The sequence below is a fragment of the Achromobacter pulmonis genome, from assembly GCF_002885955.2.
Classification (GTDB): domain Bacteria; phylum Pseudomonadota; class Gammaproteobacteria; order Burkholderiales; family Burkholderiaceae_B; genus Achromobacter; species Achromobacter pulmonis_A.
Genome location: NZ_POQS01000002.1, coordinates 1,051,971 through 1,070,890, shown reverse-complemented (window position 1 = coordinate 1,070,890; position 18,920 = coordinate 1,051,971). Strand labels below are relative to the sequence as shown.

Below are 18,920 nucleotides of genomic sequence, written 5' to 3'. Positions count from 1 at the left end.
TCCTGTGGGGTTTTGTTTTTGGCGCAACGCTTTTTGCCGACGGGCTAGGGCAACTGGCGGCGCAGCGCCTCGAAGAACTGTTCGGATTGCAGGCGTTCGCCCTGCACCTGGGCGGCCACTCTGGCGGAGAGTCCGGGATCGACCGGCATCAGCGCCCGCCCGGTGGATTGCGCCAGCACCTGGGCCGTACAGGCGCGCTCAAGGAAGAAAAGATCGTCGTAGGCGTAGTCGATGCGTTCGCCGCAGACGACCACGCCGTGGTTGCCCAGGAAGACCACGTCCGCGCCCTGCATGGCGCGGGCGATGCGCTCGCCTTCGCCGACGTCCAGCGCCAGGCCGTTGTAGTCCGCGTCGATGGCCAGGCGCCCGTGGAAGCGCATGGCGTTCTGCGACAGCGTGGTGTCGAGCGCGCGGTCGGCGGTGAGCGTCAGCGCGGTGGCGTAGGGCATGTGCGTATGCAGGACGCAGGCCTTGCCGGCGATGCGGTGGATGGCGGCATGGATGAACATGGCGGTCGGCTCGACCTCATGGCGGCCGGCCAGCTTGTTGCCGTGGGCGTCGACCAGGACGATGTCCTCGGCCTGGACCTCGTTCCACATCAGGCCGCGCGGGTTGAGCAGGAAATGGTCGGGATCGCCGGGCAGCGCGACGCTGAAATGGTTGCACACGCCTTCGCCCAGCCCGTGGAAGGCGGCCGCCCGCAGCGCGAGCGCCAGGTCGGCGCGCAGCGCGGCGACGGGTTCGGCGTGAAAGAGCGTATCGGCGTAGCGGGGGTCGTGGTTCATGGCTGCCTTTTCGGGGGAGGTTGAGGGTGCGTGTCCGTCACGATCAGCTGAGGTCGCCGTCCACGTAATACCACTTGCCGTCTTCGCGCACGAAGCGGCTCAGCTCGTGCAGGCGATGGGCGCGGCCGGCCTGGCGGCTGCGCGCGACGAACTCCACGGTGGCGTGGTCGGCGTNGCGCGACGAACTCCACGGTGGCGTGGTCGGCGTCCTGGTCGCGCGCCTGCTTGACCGTCAGGCCCAGCCATTTGAGATCCGGCGGATTCGGTTCCAGCGCGGCGGGTCGGGTGCTGGGATGCCAGGTGGCCAGCAGGTACGGCAGCTTGTCGAGCACGAAGGCGCTGTAGCGCGAGCGCATCAGCGCTTCGGCGCTGGGCGCCTGCAGGGCGAGCGGGCCGTCGTGCCAGCGGCCGCAGCATTCGGGATAGGCCTGGGAACTGCCGCAGGGGCAGGCCGCGGCCGTGTTGCGCGAGGGTTTCGCCACGATGCTTGCGCCGCGCTCAGGCCCGAAGGTCCGCGTATTCGGGATGGCGGCGCATATAGGCGTCCGCGTACGAACACGAAGGCCGCACTTTCCAGCCTTGGGCGCGCGCCGCCTCCAGCGCGTGGCGGGTCAGTTCGGCAGCGATGCCGCGTCCGCCGACCTGGCTGGGCACGCCGGTGTGGGTGATGGTCATGACGTGGTCTTGCAGGTGGTAGTCGAGCACGCACAGCACGCCGTCGACGGTGGCGGTGTAGCGGGAGCGTTCGGTGTCTTGCGTCACGGAAATCATGCGTATGGTTCCTGGGTTCGGGTGAGCGGTTCAGCGCTGCAGGGCCTTGAGCAGCGCGGTGAGATCGGCGTCGCGGGCCTGCACCAGATCCGCCATGCTGCGCGCGCCGGCCTCGGCCTGGACGCCTTCGATCAGGCGCTGCTGCAGCTCGGGCGTCATCTCGGGCGTGCCGAGATCGTCCCACCAGGTCTGCACCGGGCCGAGCAGATGGTGCATGAAATTCGCCAGGCCGCCCGGGCCGCCGCCGAGATTGAAGGTCATGTGCGGGCCGAACAGCGCCCAGCGCAGGCCGGGACCCTGGGACACGGCGGCGTCGATGTCGGCGACGCTGGCGACGTTCTCCGCCGCCAGGTGGATGGCCTCGCGCCAGAGCGCGGCCTGCAGGCGGTTGGCGATGTGGCCGGGCACTTCCTTGTTCAGCCGGATCGGGTACTTGCCCATGCTGCGGTAGAACGCGATGCTGCGGTCCATGGTGTCGGCCGAGGTCTGCTCGCCGCCCACCACCTCGACCAGCGGGATCAGATGCGGCGGATTGAAGGGGTGGCCGATCACGAAGCGCGAGGCATGGCGGCAGCGCGATTGCAGCCGGCTCATGATGAGGCCGGAGGAACTGGAGGCGACGATAACGTGGGGCGGCAGCAGCGCGTCCATGCGCGCGAAGAGTTCGGTCTTGAAGTCTTCGCGTTCGGGGCCGTTTTCCTGGACGAAGTCCACGCCGGCCAGGGCGCGCTCCAGGTCCGGCTCGAAGCTGAGCGCCTCGGCCGTGGCGCCCGGGACCACGCGGCCCAGTTCGGTCAGCACCGGCCAGGCGGCCTGCACGCGGGCGCGCGTCTGCGCTTCGGCGTCGGGGGCTGGATCGCTGACCACGACCTCCAGGCCGCGGGCCAGGAACAGCGCGGCCCAGCTGGCGCCGATGGTGCCGGCGCCCACGATGGCGACTCTGCGGATGGCGGGAAGAGGCGTGGACGAACGGGGCGTAAGGGCTTCCGGCATGTAAGGCTCCTGTTGGGACGGATAGGAGCATTGTGAAGCAAACGCCGGACCCGTGCCACGCGGTCAGGCGTTGCGGGCGCGGCGCAGATAACGCCAGCCGAGCGCCACGGCCAGCAGGTAGCTCGCGGCGATCACGCCGTAGGCCACGGGCAGCGCGTCGCGCCATTGCGGCAGCAGATGCAGGATGGTGCCCATCAGGGCGACGCCGACCAGCGCGCCCGATTGCCGGTTGGCGTTCAACGCCGCGGCCGCGCTGTTCGCATGGCTTTTGCCGGATACCTGCATGACCACGCTGGTCATCGCGGGCACGGCGATGCCCACGCCCAGGTTGGCCAGCGCGACGATGGCGGCGAACGGCCAGTAGGCGAGGCCGGGCGTGACGGCGTAGATCGCGACGCTGCTCAGCGCCGCGGCCAGCGCCATGCCGCCCAGCAGCGAGGCCGATACGTTCCAGCGCGCCGAGATCCGCGCCGAGATCAGGTTGCCGATGGAGAACACCGCCAGCATCGGCACCAGCTCGATGCCGGTCTGCAAGGCGTCGGCGCCGCGCGCCTGCTGCAGGAACAGGCTGAGCAGAAAGAGCTGTCCGTAGGACGCGAGGTTGATCAGGAAGCCGATGCCGTTGGCCGCCGCGAACTGCGGCGTGGCGAACAGCGCGCGCGGGACGATGGGCTCGGCGTGGCGGCGTTCGCGCCGCAGCAGCAGCGCCGCGCTGCCCAGGAAGAGGGCGGCGGCCAGCGCGATGCGCGCGGACGTCCAGCCATAGGCGTTGCCCTGGATCAGCGCGAAGCACAGCGAGGACAGCGCGGCCACGCCGAGCAGGTGGCTGAGCGGATTGAGCGCGCGCGGCCGGCGCGGCGCGGGCTGGATGCGCCGGCGCGCCAGCCACAGGCCCGCGAGTCCCAGCGGGATGTTGATGAGGAAGATCCCGCGCCAGCCGAACTGGTGGATCAGCACGCCGCCCATCAAGGGGCCGGCGGCGCCGGCGACCGCCACGATCGCCGACCAGGCGGCCAGCATGCGGTTGCGCGTCTGCTCGTCGTCGTAGGCGTGGGTCAGCAGGCTGAGCGAGCTGGGCATGAACAGGGCCGCGCCCAGGCCTTGCAGCATGCGCGCCAGGATCAGCATGTCGGCGCCGGAGGCCAGCCCGCACAGCAGCGAGGCCAGGGTGAAGACGCCCAGCCCGGTCAGATAGATGGTCTTGGCCCCGTAGCGGTCGGCCAGCGCGCCGGCCACCAGCAGCAGGGCCGCGAAGGTGAGCGTGTAGCCGTCGACGATCCAGACCAGGTCGGTCAGCGGCACGGCGAATTGCAGCGCGATGCTGGGCAGGGCGACGTTGACGACGGTGACGTCGAGCATGGCCATGACGAAGCCGATCGCCAGCGTGACGAGCGGCAGCAGTCCGGCGGCGGCGGGTTTGGCGTCCAGGGCGCTGGCGTGGGGGCAGGCGGAATTCATGATGGTGCGAGGTTCGACGGCTTTGGAGGAGAGAAGCGTAGGCGCTTTCATTGATGCAAAAAAGCTGTATAACTGCTTTATAGTGATGCAGAAATGCATCTGTCAGGTGAAGCATGGATTGGGACAACGCCAGGATTTTCCTGGCCATCTACCGCATAGGCACGCTGCGCGGGGCCGCCGCGCTGCTGCAGATCGACCAGGCCACGGCCGGGCGGCGGCTGGCTGCGCTGGAATCGTCGCTGGACGCGCGGCTGTTCCTGCGCACGCCGAGCGGCTATGTGCCGACGGCCGCCGGCGAGCTGGCGTTCGCCGCGGCCGAGCGCATGGAGCAGGCCGCCGACCAGCTGCAGCGCCAGATGCAGGGCATGGACCACAGGCTGTCCGGCGTGGTGCGCGTGGCGACCTCGGAAACCGTGGCCCGGTACTTCGTCATGGAGGCCGTGCGGCGTGTGCACGCCCAGCATCCCGACATCCGGGTGACGCTGTCCACGGCGATCCAGCTGAGCAACCTGACGCGCCGCGAGGCGGACCTGGCGATACGCAATCTCAGGCCGGACAACCCCGACCTGATCCACCGCCACCTGGCGCGCAAGGAGGTCGGGCTGTACGCGTCGCGCTCGTACCTGGCCGCGCATGGCGAGCCGCGCCCGGGCACGGCGTTCGCCGGGCACACGCTGGTGACCTACCAGCAGTCGGTGCTGCCGGGCTGGTCCGACACGTTCTGCGGCGAACCCACGGGCAACGGCCGCATCGGCCTGGAGCTGAATTCGGGGCTGATGATCATCGAGGCCGTGGCGGCCGGCCTGGGCATAGGCGAGCTGCCCACGCACATGGCGCCGGACTATCCGGACCTGGTCCGGATCTGGCCGCACCGCAGCGAGTCCTACGATCTGTGGCTGGTGATGCATGGCGATCTGAACCGCACCGCCCGCGTGCGCGCGGTGGCCGACGCCATCGTCGAGGTTTTCGAACAGGACGGGTAGCGGCGCCGCGCCGCCCGCGCGGCTTGTGGGAGCCGGCGCCAGGCGCTAAGGTGGACGGGCCTTGCACAACCACCTATCAGGAGTCGCGCGTGTCCGATCTTTGGCGTTTGTCCGCAGTTGAGCTTGCCGCCCGCATCCGCAAGCGTGAAGTGTCCGCCCGCGAAGCCGCGCTGAGCGCGCTGGGGCGGCTGGAAGCCGTCAATCCCGCCATCAATGCCGTGGTCGACCATCGTCCCGAGTCGGTGCTGGAACAGGCGGCCGAGGTCGACGCGGCGCTGGCGCGCGGCGAGGCGCCGGGCCCGCTGGCGGGTGTGCCCGTCACGGTCAAGATCAACGTGGACCAGGCGGGCTTCGCCACCACCAACGGGGTGGGCCTGCAGAAGGATCTGATCGCCGCCGAGAACAGCCCGGTGGTGGACAATCTGCGGCGCGCGGGCGCGGTCATCCTGGGCCGCACCAACACGCCGGCGTTCTCGCTGCGCTGGTTCACCGGCAACCGGCTGCACGGCGATACGCTGAACCCGCGCAATCCGGCGCTGACGCCGGGAGGCTCTTCGGGCGGCGCGGCTTCGGCGGTAGCGGCCGGCATCGGCCAGCTGGCGCACGGCACCGACATCGCGGGTTCGATCCGCTATCCGGCCTATGCCTGCGGCGTGCACGGCCTGCGGCCGACGCTGGGGCGCGTGGCGGCGTACAACGCGGCGCTGCCGGAACGCTCCATCGGCGGGCAGCTGACGGCGGTGTCGGGGCCGCTGGGGCGCAGCATCGCGGACCTGCGGCTGGGGCTGGCGGCGCTGGCCGCGCCGGACCCGCGCGATCCGTGGTGGGTGCCGGCGCCCTTGCAGGGCCCCGAGGCGCCGCGCAGGGCGGCGCTGTGCCTGAACCCCGACGGCATGGACACCGCGCCGGCGGTGGTCAAGGCGCTGCAGGAGGCGGCGCACCGCCTGAGCGAGGCGGGCTGGACGGTGGACACGCTGGACAGCCTGCCGCCCATGCAGGAGGCGGCCGACCTGCAGATCCGCATGTGGCTGGCCGACGGCTACGACGCCATGGTGGCGGCGGCCGAGAAAGAAGGCGACCCCGGCGCGCTGGCGGCGCTGGCGGGCCAGCGCGAGAAAGCGGCCGGCATCGACCTGGCGGGGTTTTCCGCGCTGCTGACGCGCCGCGCCACGCTGACGCGGCTGTGGGCGCTGTTTTTCGCCGAGTATTCGGCGCTGCTGCTGCCGGTGTCGGCCGAGCTGCCGTTTCCGGATAGGCTCGACCTGCAGGGCGACGCGGCCTACGCCCGCGTGTGGCGCGCCCAGATGACGCAGATCGGGGTGCCGTTCATGGGCCTGCCGGGCCTGTCGGTCGCCATGGGCAGCGCCATGAGCGAGGCCGGGCCGAGCCCGGTCGGGGTGCAGGTGGTGGCGGGCCGCTACCGCGAAGACCTGTGCCTGGCGGTCGGTGAAATCATCGAGGTGGGCGGCGAGGCCGTGCGCATCGCCGAGCCCGCGGTCCGCGCCTAGGCGGACGGTTGCGCCGCCGGCCCGGCGAAACGCAGCCGCAGCACGCCGAGATCGCCGTAGGCCAGTTCCAGCTCGCGGCCGGCGGGCACGTCCAGGAAACCGGCGTACGAGCCGGTGATCACGTGCTGGCCGGCACGCAGGCCCAGGCCCTGGCCGCGCAGGAAATTGGCCAGCCAGTACAGCCCGGCCTTGGGGCGGTCGTTCGGATGCACGCCCGCGTGCTGCTCGGCCTGCACGCCATCCATGGACAGCGTGATGGCCATGCTGGCGGGCACGGTGTGCGGCGAGGCGATGCGCGGACCCAGCACCAGCCCCAGGTTGAACATGTGGTCGGCCAGCAGCTCCGGCACGCTGGCGTGCTCGGGGCTGGCGTAGCGGCAGCCCAGGATTTCCAGGGCCAGGCGCGCGCCGCCGATGGCGGCGTCGATCTCGGCTTCGGTATAGGGCTCGGCGCGGGCCGGCAGATCCTGCGCGAGCTCGAAGGCGATTTCCGGTTCGATGCGCAGCACGTCGGTGCGCGCGGCGATCGGGCCGGCCCCGGCGTGGGCCACGGTGGACGCGTAGATGGGCGCGACCACGGCTTTTTCGGGCGAGGGCAGCGCGCTCTTCCAGGCGGCGATGTCGTCGTGGCGCTCCTCGCGCAGCAATTGCGCGGTGCGCTGCTGCACGGCGAAGGCCTGGTCCAGCGATTGCGGGCGGCAGCCGGCGGGCAGGCGCGGGCCGGCGACGCCGGATTCGCGCGCGGCGATGAGCAGGCGCGCCGCCTCCAGGCAGCCGGGATAGTCTTCGATGCCGATTTGCATGGTCAGACTCCCAGGTAAATCATGATCCACAGCGCGACCATGGCGATCAGGCCCAGCCAGCACGAGCCCCAGAAGCCGACGATCGGCCATTTCAGCGAAAGCGGAATCTTCTTGGGCTCGACGTGGCCGAGCAGATCGTTGGCGTTGCCGACCAGCCAGAACCGCGTGCCGGGGAACATCAGGCGGAAGAAATAATCGAGCGTGATCGCCGCCCGCACCGCCAGCGGATACTGGGCGAACGTGCGGTGCTGCAGGTAGGGGTGCTTGAGCGCGGCGTTGATCTGTTTGCTCTTGACGAAGAACAGGACGATTCCGCTGATGGAGCAGGTGATGAAGCACAGCACGAAGAGGCTGAAGGCCATGGAGATGGCGGCTGAATGCATGGGGAGTCTCTGCGTTGCGCGGTAGGCCGCGTCTGGATGATGAAAAGCGGGTGGATTGCCTGGAGCCGTATTGTAGAAGCCCTGGCGCGGCCCCGTGTTCAGGGCCGCGTCAGCCGTGGCGCGCGGGTCAGCCGCGCACCTGGCCTTCGCCGTTGAGCACCCACTTCAGCGTGGTCAGGCCTTCCAGGCCGACCGGGCCGCGCGCGTGCAGGCGGTTGGTCGAGATGCCGATTTCGGCGCCCAGGCCGTACTCGAACCCGTCGGCGAAGCAGGTGGGCAGGTTGACGTAGACCGAGCTGGAATCGACTTCGCGCTGGAAACGCTGTGCGGCCGACAGGTCTTCGGTGACGATGGCGTCGGTGTGGCCGGAACCCCAGCGCGCGATGTGCTCGATCGCGTCGTCCAGCGAGTCGACGATGCGCACCGCCAGGATGGGGCCCAGGTATTCGGTGGCCCAGTCCTCGTCGGTGGCGGGCTTGGCGTGCGGCAGCAGGGCCAGCGTGCGCGGGCAGCCGCGCAGTTCGACGCCGCGTTCGCCGAGGTCGGCGGCCAGGCTGGGCAGGATGGAGACGGCGGCCACCGCGTCGATCAGCAGCGTCTCCATGGCGCCGCAGATGCCGTAGCGGTAGGTCTTGGCGTTGACCGCGATGGCGTGCGCCTTGTCCGGGTCGGCGGCCGCGTCGATATAGACGTGGCAGTTGCCGTCCAGGTGCTTGATCAGCGGCACGCGGGCCTCTTGCGACAGGCGCGCGATCAGGCCCTTGCCGCCGCGCGGCACGATGACGTCGATGTGCTCGGTCATGGTGATGAGCTTGCCCACCGCGGCGCGGTCGGCGGTGGCCACCACCTGCACCGCGTCCTGCGGCAGGCCGGCGGCGGCCAGGCCCTTCTGCACGATGCGGCCGAGCGCGATGTTGGAATGCAGCGCTTCGCTGCCGCCGCGCAGGATGGCGGCGTTGCCCGACTTCAGGCACAGCGCCGCGGCGTCGATCGTCACGTTGGGGCGGGATTCGTAAATGATGCCGATCACGCCCAGCGGCACGCGCATCTGGGCCACGCGCATGCCGTTGGGGCGCGCGGTGGTGGCGGTGATGCTGCCGATCGGGTCGGGCAGGGCGGCGATCTGGCGCAGGCCTTCGGCCATGTGCGCCAGCGTCTTGTCCGACAGGCTCAGGCGGTCCAGCAGCGCCGGCTCCAGCCCGTTGGCGCGCGCGGCGGCCAGGTCTTTCTCGTTGGCGGCCTTGAGTTCTTCGTGGCTGGCGGCGAGCGCGTCGGCCATGGCCAGGAGCGCCTGGTTCTTGGCGGCGCCGCTGGCGCGCATCATGGCGCGCGAGGCGCGGCGGGCGTTTTCGCCCAGGGTGAGCATGGCTTGTTCGATGGAGGACGAGGACATGGCGGCGTCGATCATGAAGTATGGGGCGGCATGGAAACCGCTCGAAGAATCAGTGTATATCCGGCCGTCGGGCCGGGCGGGCGTGGCGGCGATGCCGCCTTCACGGTCGCGCGCCGGCGGCGGCCACGCGCAGCGCGAGACGGGTCATTTCTTCCCAGGGGTCGGACAGGCGGCCCGGCACGGACAGGCCCTTGATCAGGCGGTCGACCTCGTGCGCGTGCTGCACGGCGGCCGGCCAGACGCCGGGCTGCACCCGGCTCAGGGCCTGCAGCGCCAGGCGTTCGTGCGCGCCGAAAATGCGCAGGCGGCGCATCAGGCCGTTGACGTCCTGCCCCAGGGCGCGGGCCTGGGCCACGCGGGCCAGCAGGCGGATTTCCTCGCCCACGGCCCACAGCACCAGGGGCAGCGCCTCGCCTTCGGCGCGCAGGCCGTCGAGCATGCGGATGGTGCGGGCGGTGTCGCCGGCCAGCATGGCGTCGCGCAGCCCGAAAACGTCGTAGCGCGCCACGTTCAGCACCGCGCGTTCGACGTCCTCGGCGGCCAGCTGGCCTTCGGGGTAGAGCAGGCCCAGCTTCTGGATTTCCTGGTGGGCGGCCAGCAGGTTGCCTTCCACCTTGTCGGCCATCCACTGCAGCGTGGCGTTGTCGGCGCGCTGGTTCTGGCGCGCCAGGCGCTGGCCGATCCAGGCCGGCAGGCGGCCGCGCTCGATGCTGGCGATATCGACCATCGCGCCGCCGCGGGCCAGCGCCTGCATCCAGCGGCTTTCGCGGGTGGCCTTGTCCAGGCGCGGCAGGGAGATCAGGACCAGCGTGTCGGCGTCGGGCTGTTTCTCGGCCTGCTCGGCCAGCCGCGCCAGCGTGTCGGCGCCGGGCTTGCCGGGCTTGCCCGTGGGGATCTTGAGTTCGAGGATGCGGCGGTCGCCGAACAGCGACACGCTTTGCGTGGCGGCGATGACCGCGCTCCAGTCGCTGCGCGCGTCCATCACCATGGACAGCCGCTCGGTATAGCCGGCGCCGCGCGCCGCGGCGCGCAGCGCGTCCACCGCCTCGGTCACCAGCAGCGGCTCGTCGCCCGACACCGTGTACAGCGGCGCCAGCCGGTTGCCCGGCCGTTGCAGCTGTTCGGCCAGGCGGTCCGCGTCCAGGGGCTGTGCCATCAGCGCACGTTGGCCGGATCGGTGGTGGACGGCGTCTGCCAGGGCGTGGGCGTACGCTGCGGCTGTGGCGCGGTCGGGTCGTACAGCGGGGTTTCGCCGCTCTCGCCGCGCCGCTCGGCGTTTTCGAAGGCCTCGCGCACGTCCGGGGCCGTCATGCGGCGCAGCAGCCGCGAAACGAGATCGCGCTGCATGGACTTGTACAGCGTTTCGATCTGGCCCTGCTTGGCCTGCACGACCTGGTCGTCGTAGGGCATTTCGCGGTAGATCGACAGCGTGGTGTCGGGAATCAGCGCGCGGCCCTTGGCGTCGATCAGGCGGAACGTGTAGTTGATGCCGAGTTCGTATTCCTCGACGCGGCCCTGCGCGTTGAGCGACACCTCGCGCAGCGTGCGCGAATCCGAGACCTGCTGCAGGATGGCCTGGGCCTCCTTGGGCGTGGCGACCAGCTTGGTGTCGGGCGAGGCCGCGCGCAGCGAGCGGCGCACGTCGGCGCCGAACTGCGTGTTGTCGGGGATGCCGACGTACAGCGTCTCGAACGGCATGGGGGTGACTCCCCGCAACGCGAAACCGCAGGCGGAGAGCAGCATGAACAGCGCCAGGCAGGCGCCGCGCAGCAGCCAGGGTAGGCGGGGGGAGTGCGTTTGTTGCCCGGCGAAGTGCATGCTTGACCTCATCAGCCTACGACGTTGACCAGTTTGCCCGGAACCACGATGACGCGCTTGGGCGGGCGGCCTTCCAGGAAGCGGGCGACCTCTTCCTGGGCGGCCGCGAGCTTCTCGATGTCTTCCTTAGGCGCCTTGGCGGCCACGCGGATCGAGCCGCGCAGCTTGCCGTTGACCTGGAGCATCAGTTCGATCTCGTCGGCCACCAGCGCCGCCTCGTCGACGTGCGGCCACGGCGCGTCGAGCAGGTCGCCCAGCTCTTGCGCGTAGCCCAGGTCGCGCCACAGGTGCCAGGTGATGTGCGGCACCACCGGGTACAGCACGCGCAGCAGCACGCCCAGCGTTTCGGCGTAGGCGGCGTCCGCGTGGGCGCCCTCGGGCAGCTTGGCGTCGTCGATGGCGTTCAGCATCTTCATGCAGGCCGACACGACGGTGTTGTACTGGATGCGCTGGTAATCGTAGTCGGCCTGCTTGAGCAGCGCATAGACTTCGCGGCGCAGGTCCTTCACGGGGGCCGGCGCCTGGGCCCAGTCGGCGCCGTGGGCCAGGCCGCGGGCCACGGCCTCGCGCTTGGCGTAGCTGATCGACCAGAGGCGGCGCAGGAAGCGGTTGGAGCCTTCGACGCCGGAGTCGGACCATTCGAGGGTCTGCTCGGGCGGGCTGGCGAACATGACGAACAGGCGGGCCGTGTCGGCGCCCATGGTGTCGATCAGGGATTGCGGATCGACGCCGTTGTTCTTGGACTTGGACATCGTGCCCACGCCGCCGTAGCTGATCTCGGAGCCGTCGGCCTTGAGCTTGGCGCCCACGATCGCGCCGCGCGCGTCATAGACGTTCTCGACGTCTTCCGGCCAGAAGTACTCGATGCCGCCCTGGGGCGTCTTGCGCGAATAGATATGGTTGAGCACCATGCCCTGGCACAGCAGCTTGGTGAAGGGCTCGTCGAAATTGAGCAGGCCCATGTCGCGCATGACCTTGGTCCAGAAGCGGGCGTACAGCAGGTGCAGCACCGCGTGCTCGATGCCGCCGATGTACTGGTCCATCGGCATCCAGTAATCGTTGCGCGCGTCGACCATGGCGTTGTCGTTGCCCGGCGAGGTATAGCGCATGAAGTACCAGGACGAGTCCACGAAGGTGTCCATGGTGTCGGTTTCGCGGCGCGCCGGCTTGCCGCACTTGGGGCAGGCGCAGGACAGGAAGGCCTCGTTCTTGGCCAGCGGGTTGCCGCTGCCGTCGGGGATGAGGTCGTCGGGCAGCACCACCGGCAGGTCTTTTTCGGGAACCGGGACCGGGCCGCAATCGGCGCAATGGATGATGGGGATCGGGGTGCCCCAGTAGCGCTGGCGCGAAATGCCCCAGTCGCGCAGGCGCCAGGTGGTCTGCTTTTCGCCCAGGCCCTGGGCGCCCAGGTCGGCGGCGATGGCGTCGACCGCTTCCTTGTGCGAGAGGCCGTCGTACTTGCCGGAGTTGATGGTGCGGCCGGCCTGCTTGTCGCCGTACCATTCCTGCCAGGCGTCGGCGGAGTACTGCTTGCCGGCCACGTCCACGACCTGCTTGATCGGCAGCCCGTATTTCCGGGCGAAGGCGAAGTCGCGCTCGTCGTGCGCCGGCACGCCCATGACGGCGCCGTCGCCGTAGCTCATGAGCACGTAGTTGCCGACCCAGACTTCGACGTCGGCGCCGGTGATCGGGTGCGTGACGTACAGGCCCGTGGGCATGCCTTCCTTTTCGCGCGTGGCCATTTCGGCCTCGGTCGTGCCGCCCAGCTTGCATTGCTCGACGAACGCCGCCAGCTGCGGGTTGGACAGCGCGGCCTGCGTGGCCAGGGGGTGCTCCGGCGCCACGGCGCAGAAGGTCACGCCCATGATGGTGTCGGCGCGGGTGGTGAAGACGTACAGCTTGCCGTCCTGGATCAGCTGGCCGTCCGGGCCGGCGATCTTGTGGGGGAAGGCGAAGCGCAGGCCCTCGGACTTGCCGATCCAGTTTTCCTGCATCAGGCGCACGCGCTCGGGCCAGCCGGGCAGGTCGTTCTGGACGGCGCCCAGCAGCTCGTCGGCGTAATCGGTGATGCGCAGGTAGTAGCCCGGGATCTCGCGCTTTTCGACCAGCGCGCCCGAACGCCAGCCGCGTCCGTCGATGACCTGCTCGTTGGCCAGCACGGTCTGGTCCACCGGGTCCCAGTTGACCACCTGGGTCTTGCGGTAGGCCACGCCCTTTTCCAGCATCTTGAGGAACAGCCACTGGTTCCACTTGTAATACTGCGGATCGCAGGCGCACATCTCGCGCGACCAGTCGATCGCCAGGCCCATCGCCTTCATCTGCTTCTTCATGTAGGCGATGTTGTCGTAGGTCCACTTGGCCGGCGGCACCTTGGACTTGATGGCGGCGTTCTCGGCCGGCATGCCGAAGGCGTCCCAGCCCATGGGCATCAGGACGTTATAGCCGCGCATGCGCAGCTGGCGCGCCATCATGTCGTTGATGGTGTAGTTGCGCACGTGGCCCATGTGCAGCTTGCCGCTGGGGTAGGGCAGCATCGAGCAGGCGTAGAACTTCGGCTTTTCGGAGCCGTCCGCGTTCGTCGCGTGTTCGTGGACCAGGTAAGCGTCGCGGGCCTGCCAGTCTTGGTGGGCGGCTGCTTCGACGGTATTGGGGAGGTAACGTTCCTGCATGGGCTCGTGCACGATGGCAAAAAAGGGTGAGCCGCCCGGCCGCGCGGAGCGCGGAGGCGGCCAAAACCCCTGATTATAGGAGGTGCTAGGCGCGGGCTGGGCGCGAGGCCGTTTCCGGGATGCGCGCGCTGGGCGACAGGGCGCCGTACAGCAGCGTAATCCCCCCGAGAACGGCGCCCGCCGTGACCACGCCGGGCCAGCCAAAATGGGCGTACAGCCAGGACGATACCAGCGAACCGCTGGCTCCGCCGATGAAGTAGCTGGTCATGTAGCCGGCGGTCAGGCGGCTGCGGGCCTCGGGGCGCAGCCGGTAGAGGGCGCTGCTATTGGTGACATGTACGCCCTGTATCGCCAGGTCCTGGATCAGAATCCCGACCAGCAGGGCGATCACGGACGCCTGGCCGAACGCGATCAGTCCCCACGAACCGAGCAGCAGCAGCAGGCCGGCCCGGGTGGCCAGGTTGCCCAGGCCGCGGTCGGCCAGGCGGCCGAAGCGGTTGGCGGCGTAGGCGCCGGCCGCGCCGGCCAGCCCGAACAGGCCGATCGTGGTGTTGTTGTATTCATAGGGCGGACTGGCCAGCAGAAAGGTCAGGGGCGTCCCGAGCATGCTGAACGAGGCGAACAGCAGCCCGCCCAGCAGCGAGCGGGCGCGAAACAGCGGCTCTTCGGCGAACATCTTCAGGATGGAGGCCAGCAGGCGCGGATAGCTCAGGCCGGCCGGGCTCTGGTAGCGGGGCAGCAGGCGCCACAGCGCGGCCGACATGGCCAGCATCAGGATGGCGGCCACCCAGTACACCGTGCGCCAGCTGCCCAGGTCGGCCAGGGCGCCGGCGACCGTGCGGGCCAGCAGGATGCCCAGCAGCAGGCCGCTCATGACCGTGCCCACGGCCTTGCCGCGTTCATGGGGCGCGGCCAGCGTGGCGGCGAACGGCACCAGGATCTGCGCCACCACCGACAGCATGCCGGTCAGCGCCGTGCCGACGATCAGCACCGTGATGCTGGGGGCGAAGGCCGAGATCAGCAGGGTAGCCGAGGACAGCAGGCTCATCAGCACGATCAGGCTGCGGCGCTCGAACATGTCGCCCAGCGGCACCAGCAGCATCAGGCCCACCGCGTAGCTCAGCTGCGCCGTGGTGACGATGGCGCCGGCCGCGGCGGTCGACAGCGAGAACTGCTCGCCGATGGTGTGCAGCAGCGGCTGCGCGTAATAGTTGCTGGCGACCGCCAGGCCGGTGGCCACGGACATCAGCAGGATGATGGGCGCGGTCAGCGCCGGGGTCTGGGGGGAGCGTGATGCGGAATTCATGGGTCTGGCGCTCAGGCGTCTATGCCGCCGGGGGTTTCCTGGTCGAGCCGGATCAGCATTTTCCTGAGCAGGCCGGCCAGCTGCTTGCGTTCCGCGGCCGACAGCGGCTCCAGCAGTTCGTTCATGTCTTTCAGGTAGTCCTTCAACACCGCCTTGATCAGGCGCAGGCCTTCCGAAGTGAGCGAGACGATCACGCCGCGGCGGTCCTCGGGATTCGGGCTGCGCGCCAGCAGCCCGGCCTCTTCAAGGCGGTCGAGGCGGTTGGTCATCGCGCCGGAGGTCAGCAGCAGGGCCTCGACCAGCTTCTGCGGATTGAGCGCGTAGGGCGCGCCGCTGCGGTACAGCGTGGCCAGCACGTCGAACTCGCCCTGGTGCAGGGTATGGCGGCGAAAGCCGTGGTTGACGTTGCGCGTGGCCAGCGCGTTGAGGCGGAACAGCCGGGTGATCACGGCCATGGGCGCGAAGTCCTGGCCCGGGCATTCCCGGCTCCATTGCGCGATGATCCGGTCGACGAAATCGGTCGTGGCTTGCATTTGTTTTGAAGTAAAGTATCTTTACGTGAAGATAAATTCTAGCAGGCCGGCCGCGCGGCGCGCAATCGCGGCGGCAAAAAAGAAGGGCCCGCCTCTTGCGAGGCGGGCCCTTCCGGCTTGACCGGATTAGCGCGGAATTACTGCGCGGCGTCCTTCAGCTTCTTGAGCGGGCGAACCTTCACCTTGACCGAAGCCGGCTTGGCGGGGAACCAGCGCTCTTCGCCGGTGAACGGGTCCTTGCCGAAGCGCTTGGCCTTGGCCGGAACCTTCTGCACGGAGACCTTGAACAGGCCCGGCAGCGTGAATTCGCCGGCGCCCTTCTTGTCCACGGAGCCCAGCACCGAGGTTTCCAGGCTGGCCAGCACGGCCTTGACCGACTTGGCTTCGACGCCGGATTGCTCAACGATGTAGGCGATGAGCTGGGTCTTGTTCAGGGCAGCCTTGATGGCCTTGGGGGCGGCGGCGACCTTCTTGGCGGCGACGACCTTCTTGGCGGGAGCGGCCTTCTTGGCTGCGGGTTTCACAGCGGTCTTGGCGGCCGTAGCCTTTTTGGCGGGCGCCTTGGCGGCGGGTTTGGTGACTTTCTTGGCAGGAGCTTTTGCTTTCGTGGCCATGGTCAAAATCCGTTTGTTGAGGACATGGAGCAGCGCGTGCCGGGTATCGGCAATAGACGCCACGCGCCCGATGATAGCGGAAGAGCGCCGCTTGATGCGGTTTTCCAGCGGGTTTTCTGCCGCTGTTTGTTGTTTTCGGCGCAGAAAGTGCCTTCTACAAGGGCTCCGGCGCGATGCCGCGGCCGATGAACCAATGGCGCTGCGCATGTTCCAATGGCGGGCGCGCGGTTTCGCCGCGCAAGAAAAACCATGCATGGAAGTGAAGCAGCGATATGTTGATGAAGAAGTTGGCGGCGAGCCTGATCGTCGCGGCCGCGTGCGTTTCGGGCGCAGCGGCGCAGTCCATGGCCGCGCCGGCCCTGACGGCCAAGGCCTGGCTTTTGCTGGATGAGACCAGCGGCCAGGTGATCGCCTCGCATGCCGCGAGCGAGCGGATCGAGCCCGCGTCGCTGACCAAGATCATGACGGCCTATGTCGTGTTCGAGGCCCTGAGCAAGAAGGAATTGTCGGCCGGCCAGATGGTCACCGTGTCCACGCGCGCGTGGAAAGTGCCGGCGGGCAGCTCCAAGATGTTCCTGGAGCCGGGCTCCAAGGTCTCGGTGGACGACCTGCTGCGCGGCCTGATGATCCAGTCCGGCAACGACGCGGCCATCGCGCTGGCCGAGGCGGTCTCGGGCAGCGTCGAGGCCTTCGTGGCGCGGATGAACGACACCGCCGTGAAAATGGGCCTGCACGCCACGCATTTCGCCAGCCCGCACGGCCTGCCGGACCCGGGCACCTACTCGACCGCGAGCGACCTGTCGGTGCTGGCCACGCGCTTCATCCGCGACTATCCCGCGCTTTACCGGACCTACGATTCGGCCAAGCAGTTCACCTACAACAAGATCACGCAGCCCAACCGCAACCGGCTGCTGTGGCTGGACCCCAGCGTCGACGGCCTGAAAACCGGGCATACGGAGTCGGCCGGCTACTGCATCGTGGCCAGCGCCAAGCGGCCCAACGGCGCCGACGAGCGGCGGCTGATCACGGTGGTCGTGGGGACCGCGTCCGATAAGCTGCGCACGCAGGAAAGCCGCGAGTTGCTGGAGTGGGGCTTTCGGGGGTTCAATACCATCAAGCTTTACGCGCGCGGCGAGTCGGTGGCCACGCCCGAGGTCTGGAAGGGCGCGAGCGACAGCCTGAAGGCTGGATTCGCGCGCGACGCCTACGTCACCGTGCCGGCCGGCGCCAAGGTGGAGCGGGTCTGGACGCCGCAGGAGCCCCTGATCGCGCCGATCGCGTCGCAGGCCACGGTGGGCGAGATGCGCGTGCTGGTCGACGGCAAGCCCGCCCTGCAGTTCCCCGTGGTGGCGCTGGAGCCGGTGGCCGAGGCGGGTTTCGCGGGCAGGGCATGGGATTCTATCCGCTTGTGGTGGCGCGGCCAGGCGGGATAAACGGAGGTGTGAAATGGCGGTGAGTTTTCCTGGAGGTCCGGCGCCCGCGCCGACGGCGGACGATCCGCTGGCCCTGCTGTCGGCCTGCCACGGGCGCATCGCCCGCCAGTGCGCCACGCTGGGACGGCTGGCCGCGCACCTGCCGGCGCATGGCAGCGACGCGGCGGCCCAGACCGCCGCGGCCAGCGTGCTGCGCTACTTCGAGACCGCGGCCGTCCATCACCACGAGGACGAGGAAGAAGACCTGTTCCCCGCCCTGATCGATTCCATGGCCGGCTCCGACGCGGTGTGCCTGCATGAGCTGGTCGACGGCCTGGTCGCCGAACACCGGCAGCTGGCCCGGCGCTGGGAGCCGCTGCGCCAGGCGCTGGCCGACATTTCCCAGGGCCGGCGCGCCGAGCTCCCGGCCGGCGAGGTCCAGGCGTTCACCGAGGCCTACGCCGCGCACATCCGCCGTGAGGAAGAAGAACTGCTGCCCATGGCCGCGCGGCTGATCGCCGACGACGCGCTGGCCGCCATCGGCCAGGCCATGAAATCGCGGCGCGGCGGCGAGGCGGGCTGAACCATGAAGCGCAACGCCTGTTTCCGCCAGAAACTGCAGGCCCCGGCCCTGGCGCACGCCATGTCGGCGCACAACCCGCTGTCGGCCCGGCTCGCCGAGCAGGCCGGATTCGACGCCATATGGGGCAGCGGCTTCGAGCTCTCGGCCAGCCACGCGGTGCCGGACGCCAACATTCTTTCGCCGTCGCAGCACCTGGACATGATGCGCGCGATCGCCGCCGCGGTGGACGTGCCGGTCATCGCCGACATCGACACCGGCTTCGGCAACGCCATCAACGTGTCCTACATCGTGCCGCAGTACGAGGCGGCCGGCTGTTCGGCCGTGGTGATGGAAGACAAGACCTTTCCCAAGGACACCAGCCTGCGCGCCGGCGGCCGCCAGGAACTGGTGCGCATCGAGGAATTCCAGGGCAAGGTCGAAGCCGCCTGCGCGGCGCGCCGCGACGCGGATTTCTGCGTGATCGCCCGCACCGAGGCCCTGATCGCGGGGGCGGGCGAGCGCGAGGCGCTGGCCCGGGCCGCGGCCTACGAGGCCGCCGGCGCCGACGCCATCCTGATCCATTCCAAGCAAAGCGCGCCCGACGAAATCCTGTCTTTCGTGGCCGCGTGGCAGGGGCGCGCGCCGCTGGTGCTGGTGCCCACCTCCTATCCGCAATTGCGCGAATCCGACATCCAGGCGCTGGGCAAGGTGGGGCTGGTGATCTACGGCAACCATGCCATCCGCGCCGCGGTGGGCGCGATGCGCGAGGTTTTCGCCCGCATCCGGCGCGACGGCGGCATCCACGAGGTCGACGCCGGCCTGCCGTCGGTCAAGGAAATCATCGCCCTGCAGGGCGACGCCGCCATGCGCGAGCTGGAACGCCGCTACCTGAAATAGGCGCCGGTCGCGCTGCCTCCGATGTTGCGTTG

18 protein-coding genes and 1 pseudogene are annotated in these 18,920 nt (G+C 69.4%); 5 read left to right on the top strand and 14 right to left on the bottom strand.

Features of this window, described 5'->3' with window-relative positions; translation table 11 throughout:
• Positions 1–44: 44 nt before the first annotated feature.
• The 5 genes and pseudogenes from C1I89_RS11255 to C1I89_RS11235 all read right to left on the bottom strand — a co-directional run bounded on the left by C1I89_RS11255 (position 45) and on the right by C1I89_RS11235 (position 4,007).
• Positions 45–785: an aldolase gene (locus C1I89_RS11255; RefSeq protein ID WP_102772806.1), complete on the bottom strand. Its 741-nt coding sequence runs from the start codon at positions 783–785 to the stop codon at positions 45–47.
• A 43-nt stretch (positions 786–828) separates the two neighbouring features.
• Positions 829–1,267: pseudogene (locus C1I89_RS11250) on the bottom strand (YchJ family protein).
• Between the two features lie 16 nt (positions 1,268–1,283).
• Positions 1,284–1,556: a GNAT family N-acetyltransferase gene (locus C1I89_RS11245; RefSeq protein ID WP_102772805.1), complete on the bottom strand. Its 273-nt coding sequence runs from the start codon at positions 1,554–1,556 to the stop codon at positions 1,284–1,286.
• A gap of 30 nt (positions 1,557–1,586) precedes the next feature.
• Positions 1,587–2,549, bottom strand: a complete 963-nt coding sequence (locus C1I89_RS11240) for a 3-hydroxyacyl-CoA dehydrogenase NAD-binding domain-containing protein (protein ID WP_102772804.1) — start codon at positions 2,547–2,549, stop codon at positions 1,587–1,589.
• A gap of 63 nt (positions 2,550–2,612) precedes the next feature.
• Entirely contained in the window at positions 2,613–4,007 is a 1,395-nt protein-coding gene (locus C1I89_RS11235) for an MFS transporter (RefSeq protein ID WP_102772803.1), read from the bottom strand.
• A 113-nt stretch (positions 4,008–4,120) separates the two neighbouring features.
• Between C1I89_RS11235 and C1I89_RS11230 the strand changes: the two genes are divergently transcribed.
• Complete coding sequence (locus tag C1I89_RS11230) at positions 4,121–4,990, top strand: LysR family transcriptional regulator (protein WP_102772802.1); 870 nt, start codon at positions 4,121–4,123, stop codon at positions 4,988–4,990.
• Positions 4,991–5,079: 89 nt separating this feature from the next.
• Positions 5,080–6,498, top strand: a complete 1,419-nt coding sequence (locus tag C1I89_RS11225) for an amidase family protein (protein WP_102772801.1) — start codon at positions 5,080–5,082, stop codon at positions 6,496–6,498.
• On the opposite strand, the gene C1I89_RS11220 is transcribed toward C1I89_RS11225, so the two are convergent.
• The 9 genes from C1I89_RS11220 to C1I89_RS11180 form a co-directional block, all read right to left on the bottom strand.
• Complete coding sequence (locus C1I89_RS11220) at positions 6,495–7,301, bottom strand: 2-keto-4-pentenoate hydratase (RefSeq protein WP_102772800.1); 807 nt, start codon at positions 7,299–7,301, stop codon at positions 6,495–6,497. The genes C1I89_RS11225 and C1I89_RS11220 overlap by 4 nt on opposite strands.
• 2 nt (positions 7,302–7,303) lie before the next feature.
• Positions 7,304–7,684, bottom strand: a complete 381-nt coding sequence (locus tag C1I89_RS11215) for a hypothetical protein (RefSeq protein ID WP_168202316.1) — start codon at positions 7,682–7,684, stop codon at positions 7,304–7,306.
• A 127-nt stretch (positions 7,685–7,811) separates the two neighbouring features.
• Positions 7,812–9,092 (bottom strand): glutamate-5-semialdehyde dehydrogenase, encoded by a 1,281-nt coding sequence (locus C1I89_RS11210; protein WP_102772799.1) that lies wholly within the window; start codon positions 9,090–9,092, stop codon positions 7,812–7,814.
• Positions 9,093–9,177: 85 nt separating this feature from the next.
• A complete protein-coding gene (gene holA / locus C1I89_RS11205; protein WP_102772798.1) occupies positions 9,178–10,233 on the bottom strand; it encodes a DNA polymerase III subunit delta in 1,056 nt (351 codons plus the stop codon).
• On the bottom strand, positions 10,233–10,895 hold the full coding sequence (locus C1I89_RS11200; RefSeq protein WP_102772797.1) for an LPS-assembly lipoprotein LptE: 663 nt from the start codon (positions 10,893–10,895) through the stop codon (positions 10,233–10,235). The genes holA and C1I89_RS11200 overlap by 1 nt, the downstream gene beginning before the upstream one ends.
• A gap of 11 nt (positions 10,896–10,906) precedes the next feature.
• Positions 10,907–13,564 carry a leucine--tRNA ligase gene (gene leuS / locus C1I89_RS11195; RefSeq protein ID WP_102772796.1) on the bottom strand — a complete coding sequence of 886 codons (2,658 nt, stop codon included), beginning with the start codon at positions 13,562–13,564 and terminating at the stop codon, positions 10,907–10,909.
• Positions 13,565–13,649: 85 nt separating this feature from the next.
• Positions 13,650–14,870 (bottom strand): MFS transporter, encoded by a 1,221-nt coding sequence (locus tag C1I89_RS11190; protein WP_102772795.1) that lies wholly within the window; start codon positions 14,868–14,870, stop codon positions 13,650–13,652.
• 11 nt (positions 14,871–14,881) lie between these two features.
• Complete coding sequence (locus C1I89_RS11185) at positions 14,882–15,403, bottom strand: MarR family winged helix-turn-helix transcriptional regulator (protein ID WP_102772794.1); 522 nt, start codon at positions 15,401–15,403, stop codon at positions 14,882–14,884.
• A gap of 137 nt (positions 15,404–15,540) precedes the next feature.
• On the bottom strand, positions 15,541–16,017 hold the full coding sequence (locus tag C1I89_RS11180) for an HU family DNA-binding protein (RefSeq protein ID WP_102772793.1): 477 nt from the start codon (positions 16,015–16,017) through the stop codon (positions 15,541–15,543).
• A gap of 272 nt (positions 16,018–16,289) precedes the next feature.
• Between C1I89_RS11180 and C1I89_RS11175 the strand changes: the two genes are divergently transcribed.
• Genes C1I89_RS11175 through C1I89_RS11165 form a run of 3 tightly spaced genes read left to right on the top strand, consistent with a single transcriptional unit; the run spans position 16,290 to position 18,888 of the window.
• The gene (locus tag C1I89_RS11175) at positions 16,290–17,450 is read left to right on the top strand and encodes a D-alanyl-D-alanine carboxypeptidase family protein (protein ID WP_102772792.1); all 1,161 of its coding nucleotides are present in this window, start codon (positions 16,290–16,292) and stop codon (positions 17,448–17,450) included.
• A 13-nt stretch (positions 17,451–17,463) separates the two neighbouring features.
• Entirely contained in the window at positions 17,464–18,012 is a 549-nt protein-coding gene (locus tag C1I89_RS11170; protein ID WP_102772791.1) for a hemerythrin domain-containing protein, read from the top strand.
• A gap of 3 nt (positions 18,013–18,015) precedes the next feature.
• A complete protein-coding gene (locus tag C1I89_RS11165; RefSeq protein WP_102772790.1) occupies positions 18,016–18,888 on the top strand; it encodes a phosphonopyruvate hydrolase in 873 nt (290 codons plus the stop codon).
• Positions 18,889–18,920 lie beyond the last annotated feature (32 nt).

Coding starts and splice junctions, on each gene's coding strand:
- C1I89_RS11255 (WP_102772806.1), bottom strand. CDS start 785: ATGAACCACGACCCCCGCTACGCCGATACGCTCTTTCACGCCGAACCC.
- C1I89_RS11245 (WP_102772805.1), bottom strand. CDS start 1,556: ATGATTTCCGTGACGCAAGACACCGAACGCTCCCGCTACACCGCCACC.
- C1I89_RS11240 (WP_102772804.1), bottom strand. CDS start 2,549: ATGCCGGAAGCCCTTACGCCCCGTTCGTCCACGCCTCTTCCCGCCATC.
- C1I89_RS11235 (WP_102772803.1), bottom strand. CDS start 4,007: ATGAATTCCGCCTGCCCCCACGCCAGCGCCCTGGACGCCAAACCCGCC.
- C1I89_RS11230 (WP_102772802.1), top strand. CDS start 4,121: ATGGATTGGGACAACGCCAGGATTTTCCTGGCCATCTACCGCATAGGC.
- C1I89_RS11220 (WP_102772800.1), bottom strand. CDS start 7,301: ATGCAAATCGGCATCGAAGACTATCCCGGCTGCCTGGAGGCGGCGCGC.
- C1I89_RS11215 (WP_168202316.1), bottom strand. CDS start 7,684: ATGCATTCAGCCGCCATCTCCATGGCCTTCAGCCTCTTCGTGCTGTGC.
- C1I89_RS11210 (WP_102772799.1), bottom strand. CDS start 9,092: ATGATCGACGCCGCCATGTCCTCGTCCTCCATCGAACAAGCCATGCTC.
- holA (WP_102772798.1), bottom strand. CDS start 10,233: ATGGCACAGCCCCTGGACGCGGACCGCCTGGCCGAACAGCTGCAACGG.
- C1I89_RS11200 (WP_102772797.1), bottom strand. CDS start 10,895: ATGCACTTCGCCGGGCAACAAACGCACTCCCCCCGCCTACCCTGGCTG.
- leuS (WP_102772796.1), bottom strand. CDS start 13,564: ATGCAGGAACGTTACCTCCCCAATACCGTCGAAGCAGCCGCCCACCAA.
- C1I89_RS11190 (WP_102772795.1), bottom strand. CDS start 14,870: ATGAATTCCGCATCACGCTCCCCCCAGACCCCGGCGCTGACCGCGCCC.
- C1I89_RS11185 (WP_102772794.1), bottom strand. CDS start 15,403: ATGCAAGCCACGACCGATTTCGTCGACCGGATCATCGCGCAATGGAGC.
- C1I89_RS11180 (WP_102772793.1), bottom strand. CDS start 16,017: ATGGCCACGAAAGCAAAAGCTCCTGCCAAGAAAGTCACCAAACCCGCC.
- C1I89_RS11175 (WP_102772792.1), top strand. CDS start 16,290: ATGTTGATGAAGAAGTTGGCGGCGAGCCTGATCGTCGCGGCCGCGTGC.
- C1I89_RS11170 (WP_102772791.1), top strand. CDS start 17,464: ATGGCGGTGAGTTTTCCTGGAGGTCCGGCGCCCGCGCCGACGGCGGAC.
- C1I89_RS11165 (WP_102772790.1), top strand. CDS start 18,016: ATGAAGCGCAACGCCTGTTTCCGCCAGAAACTGCAGGCCCCGGCCCTG.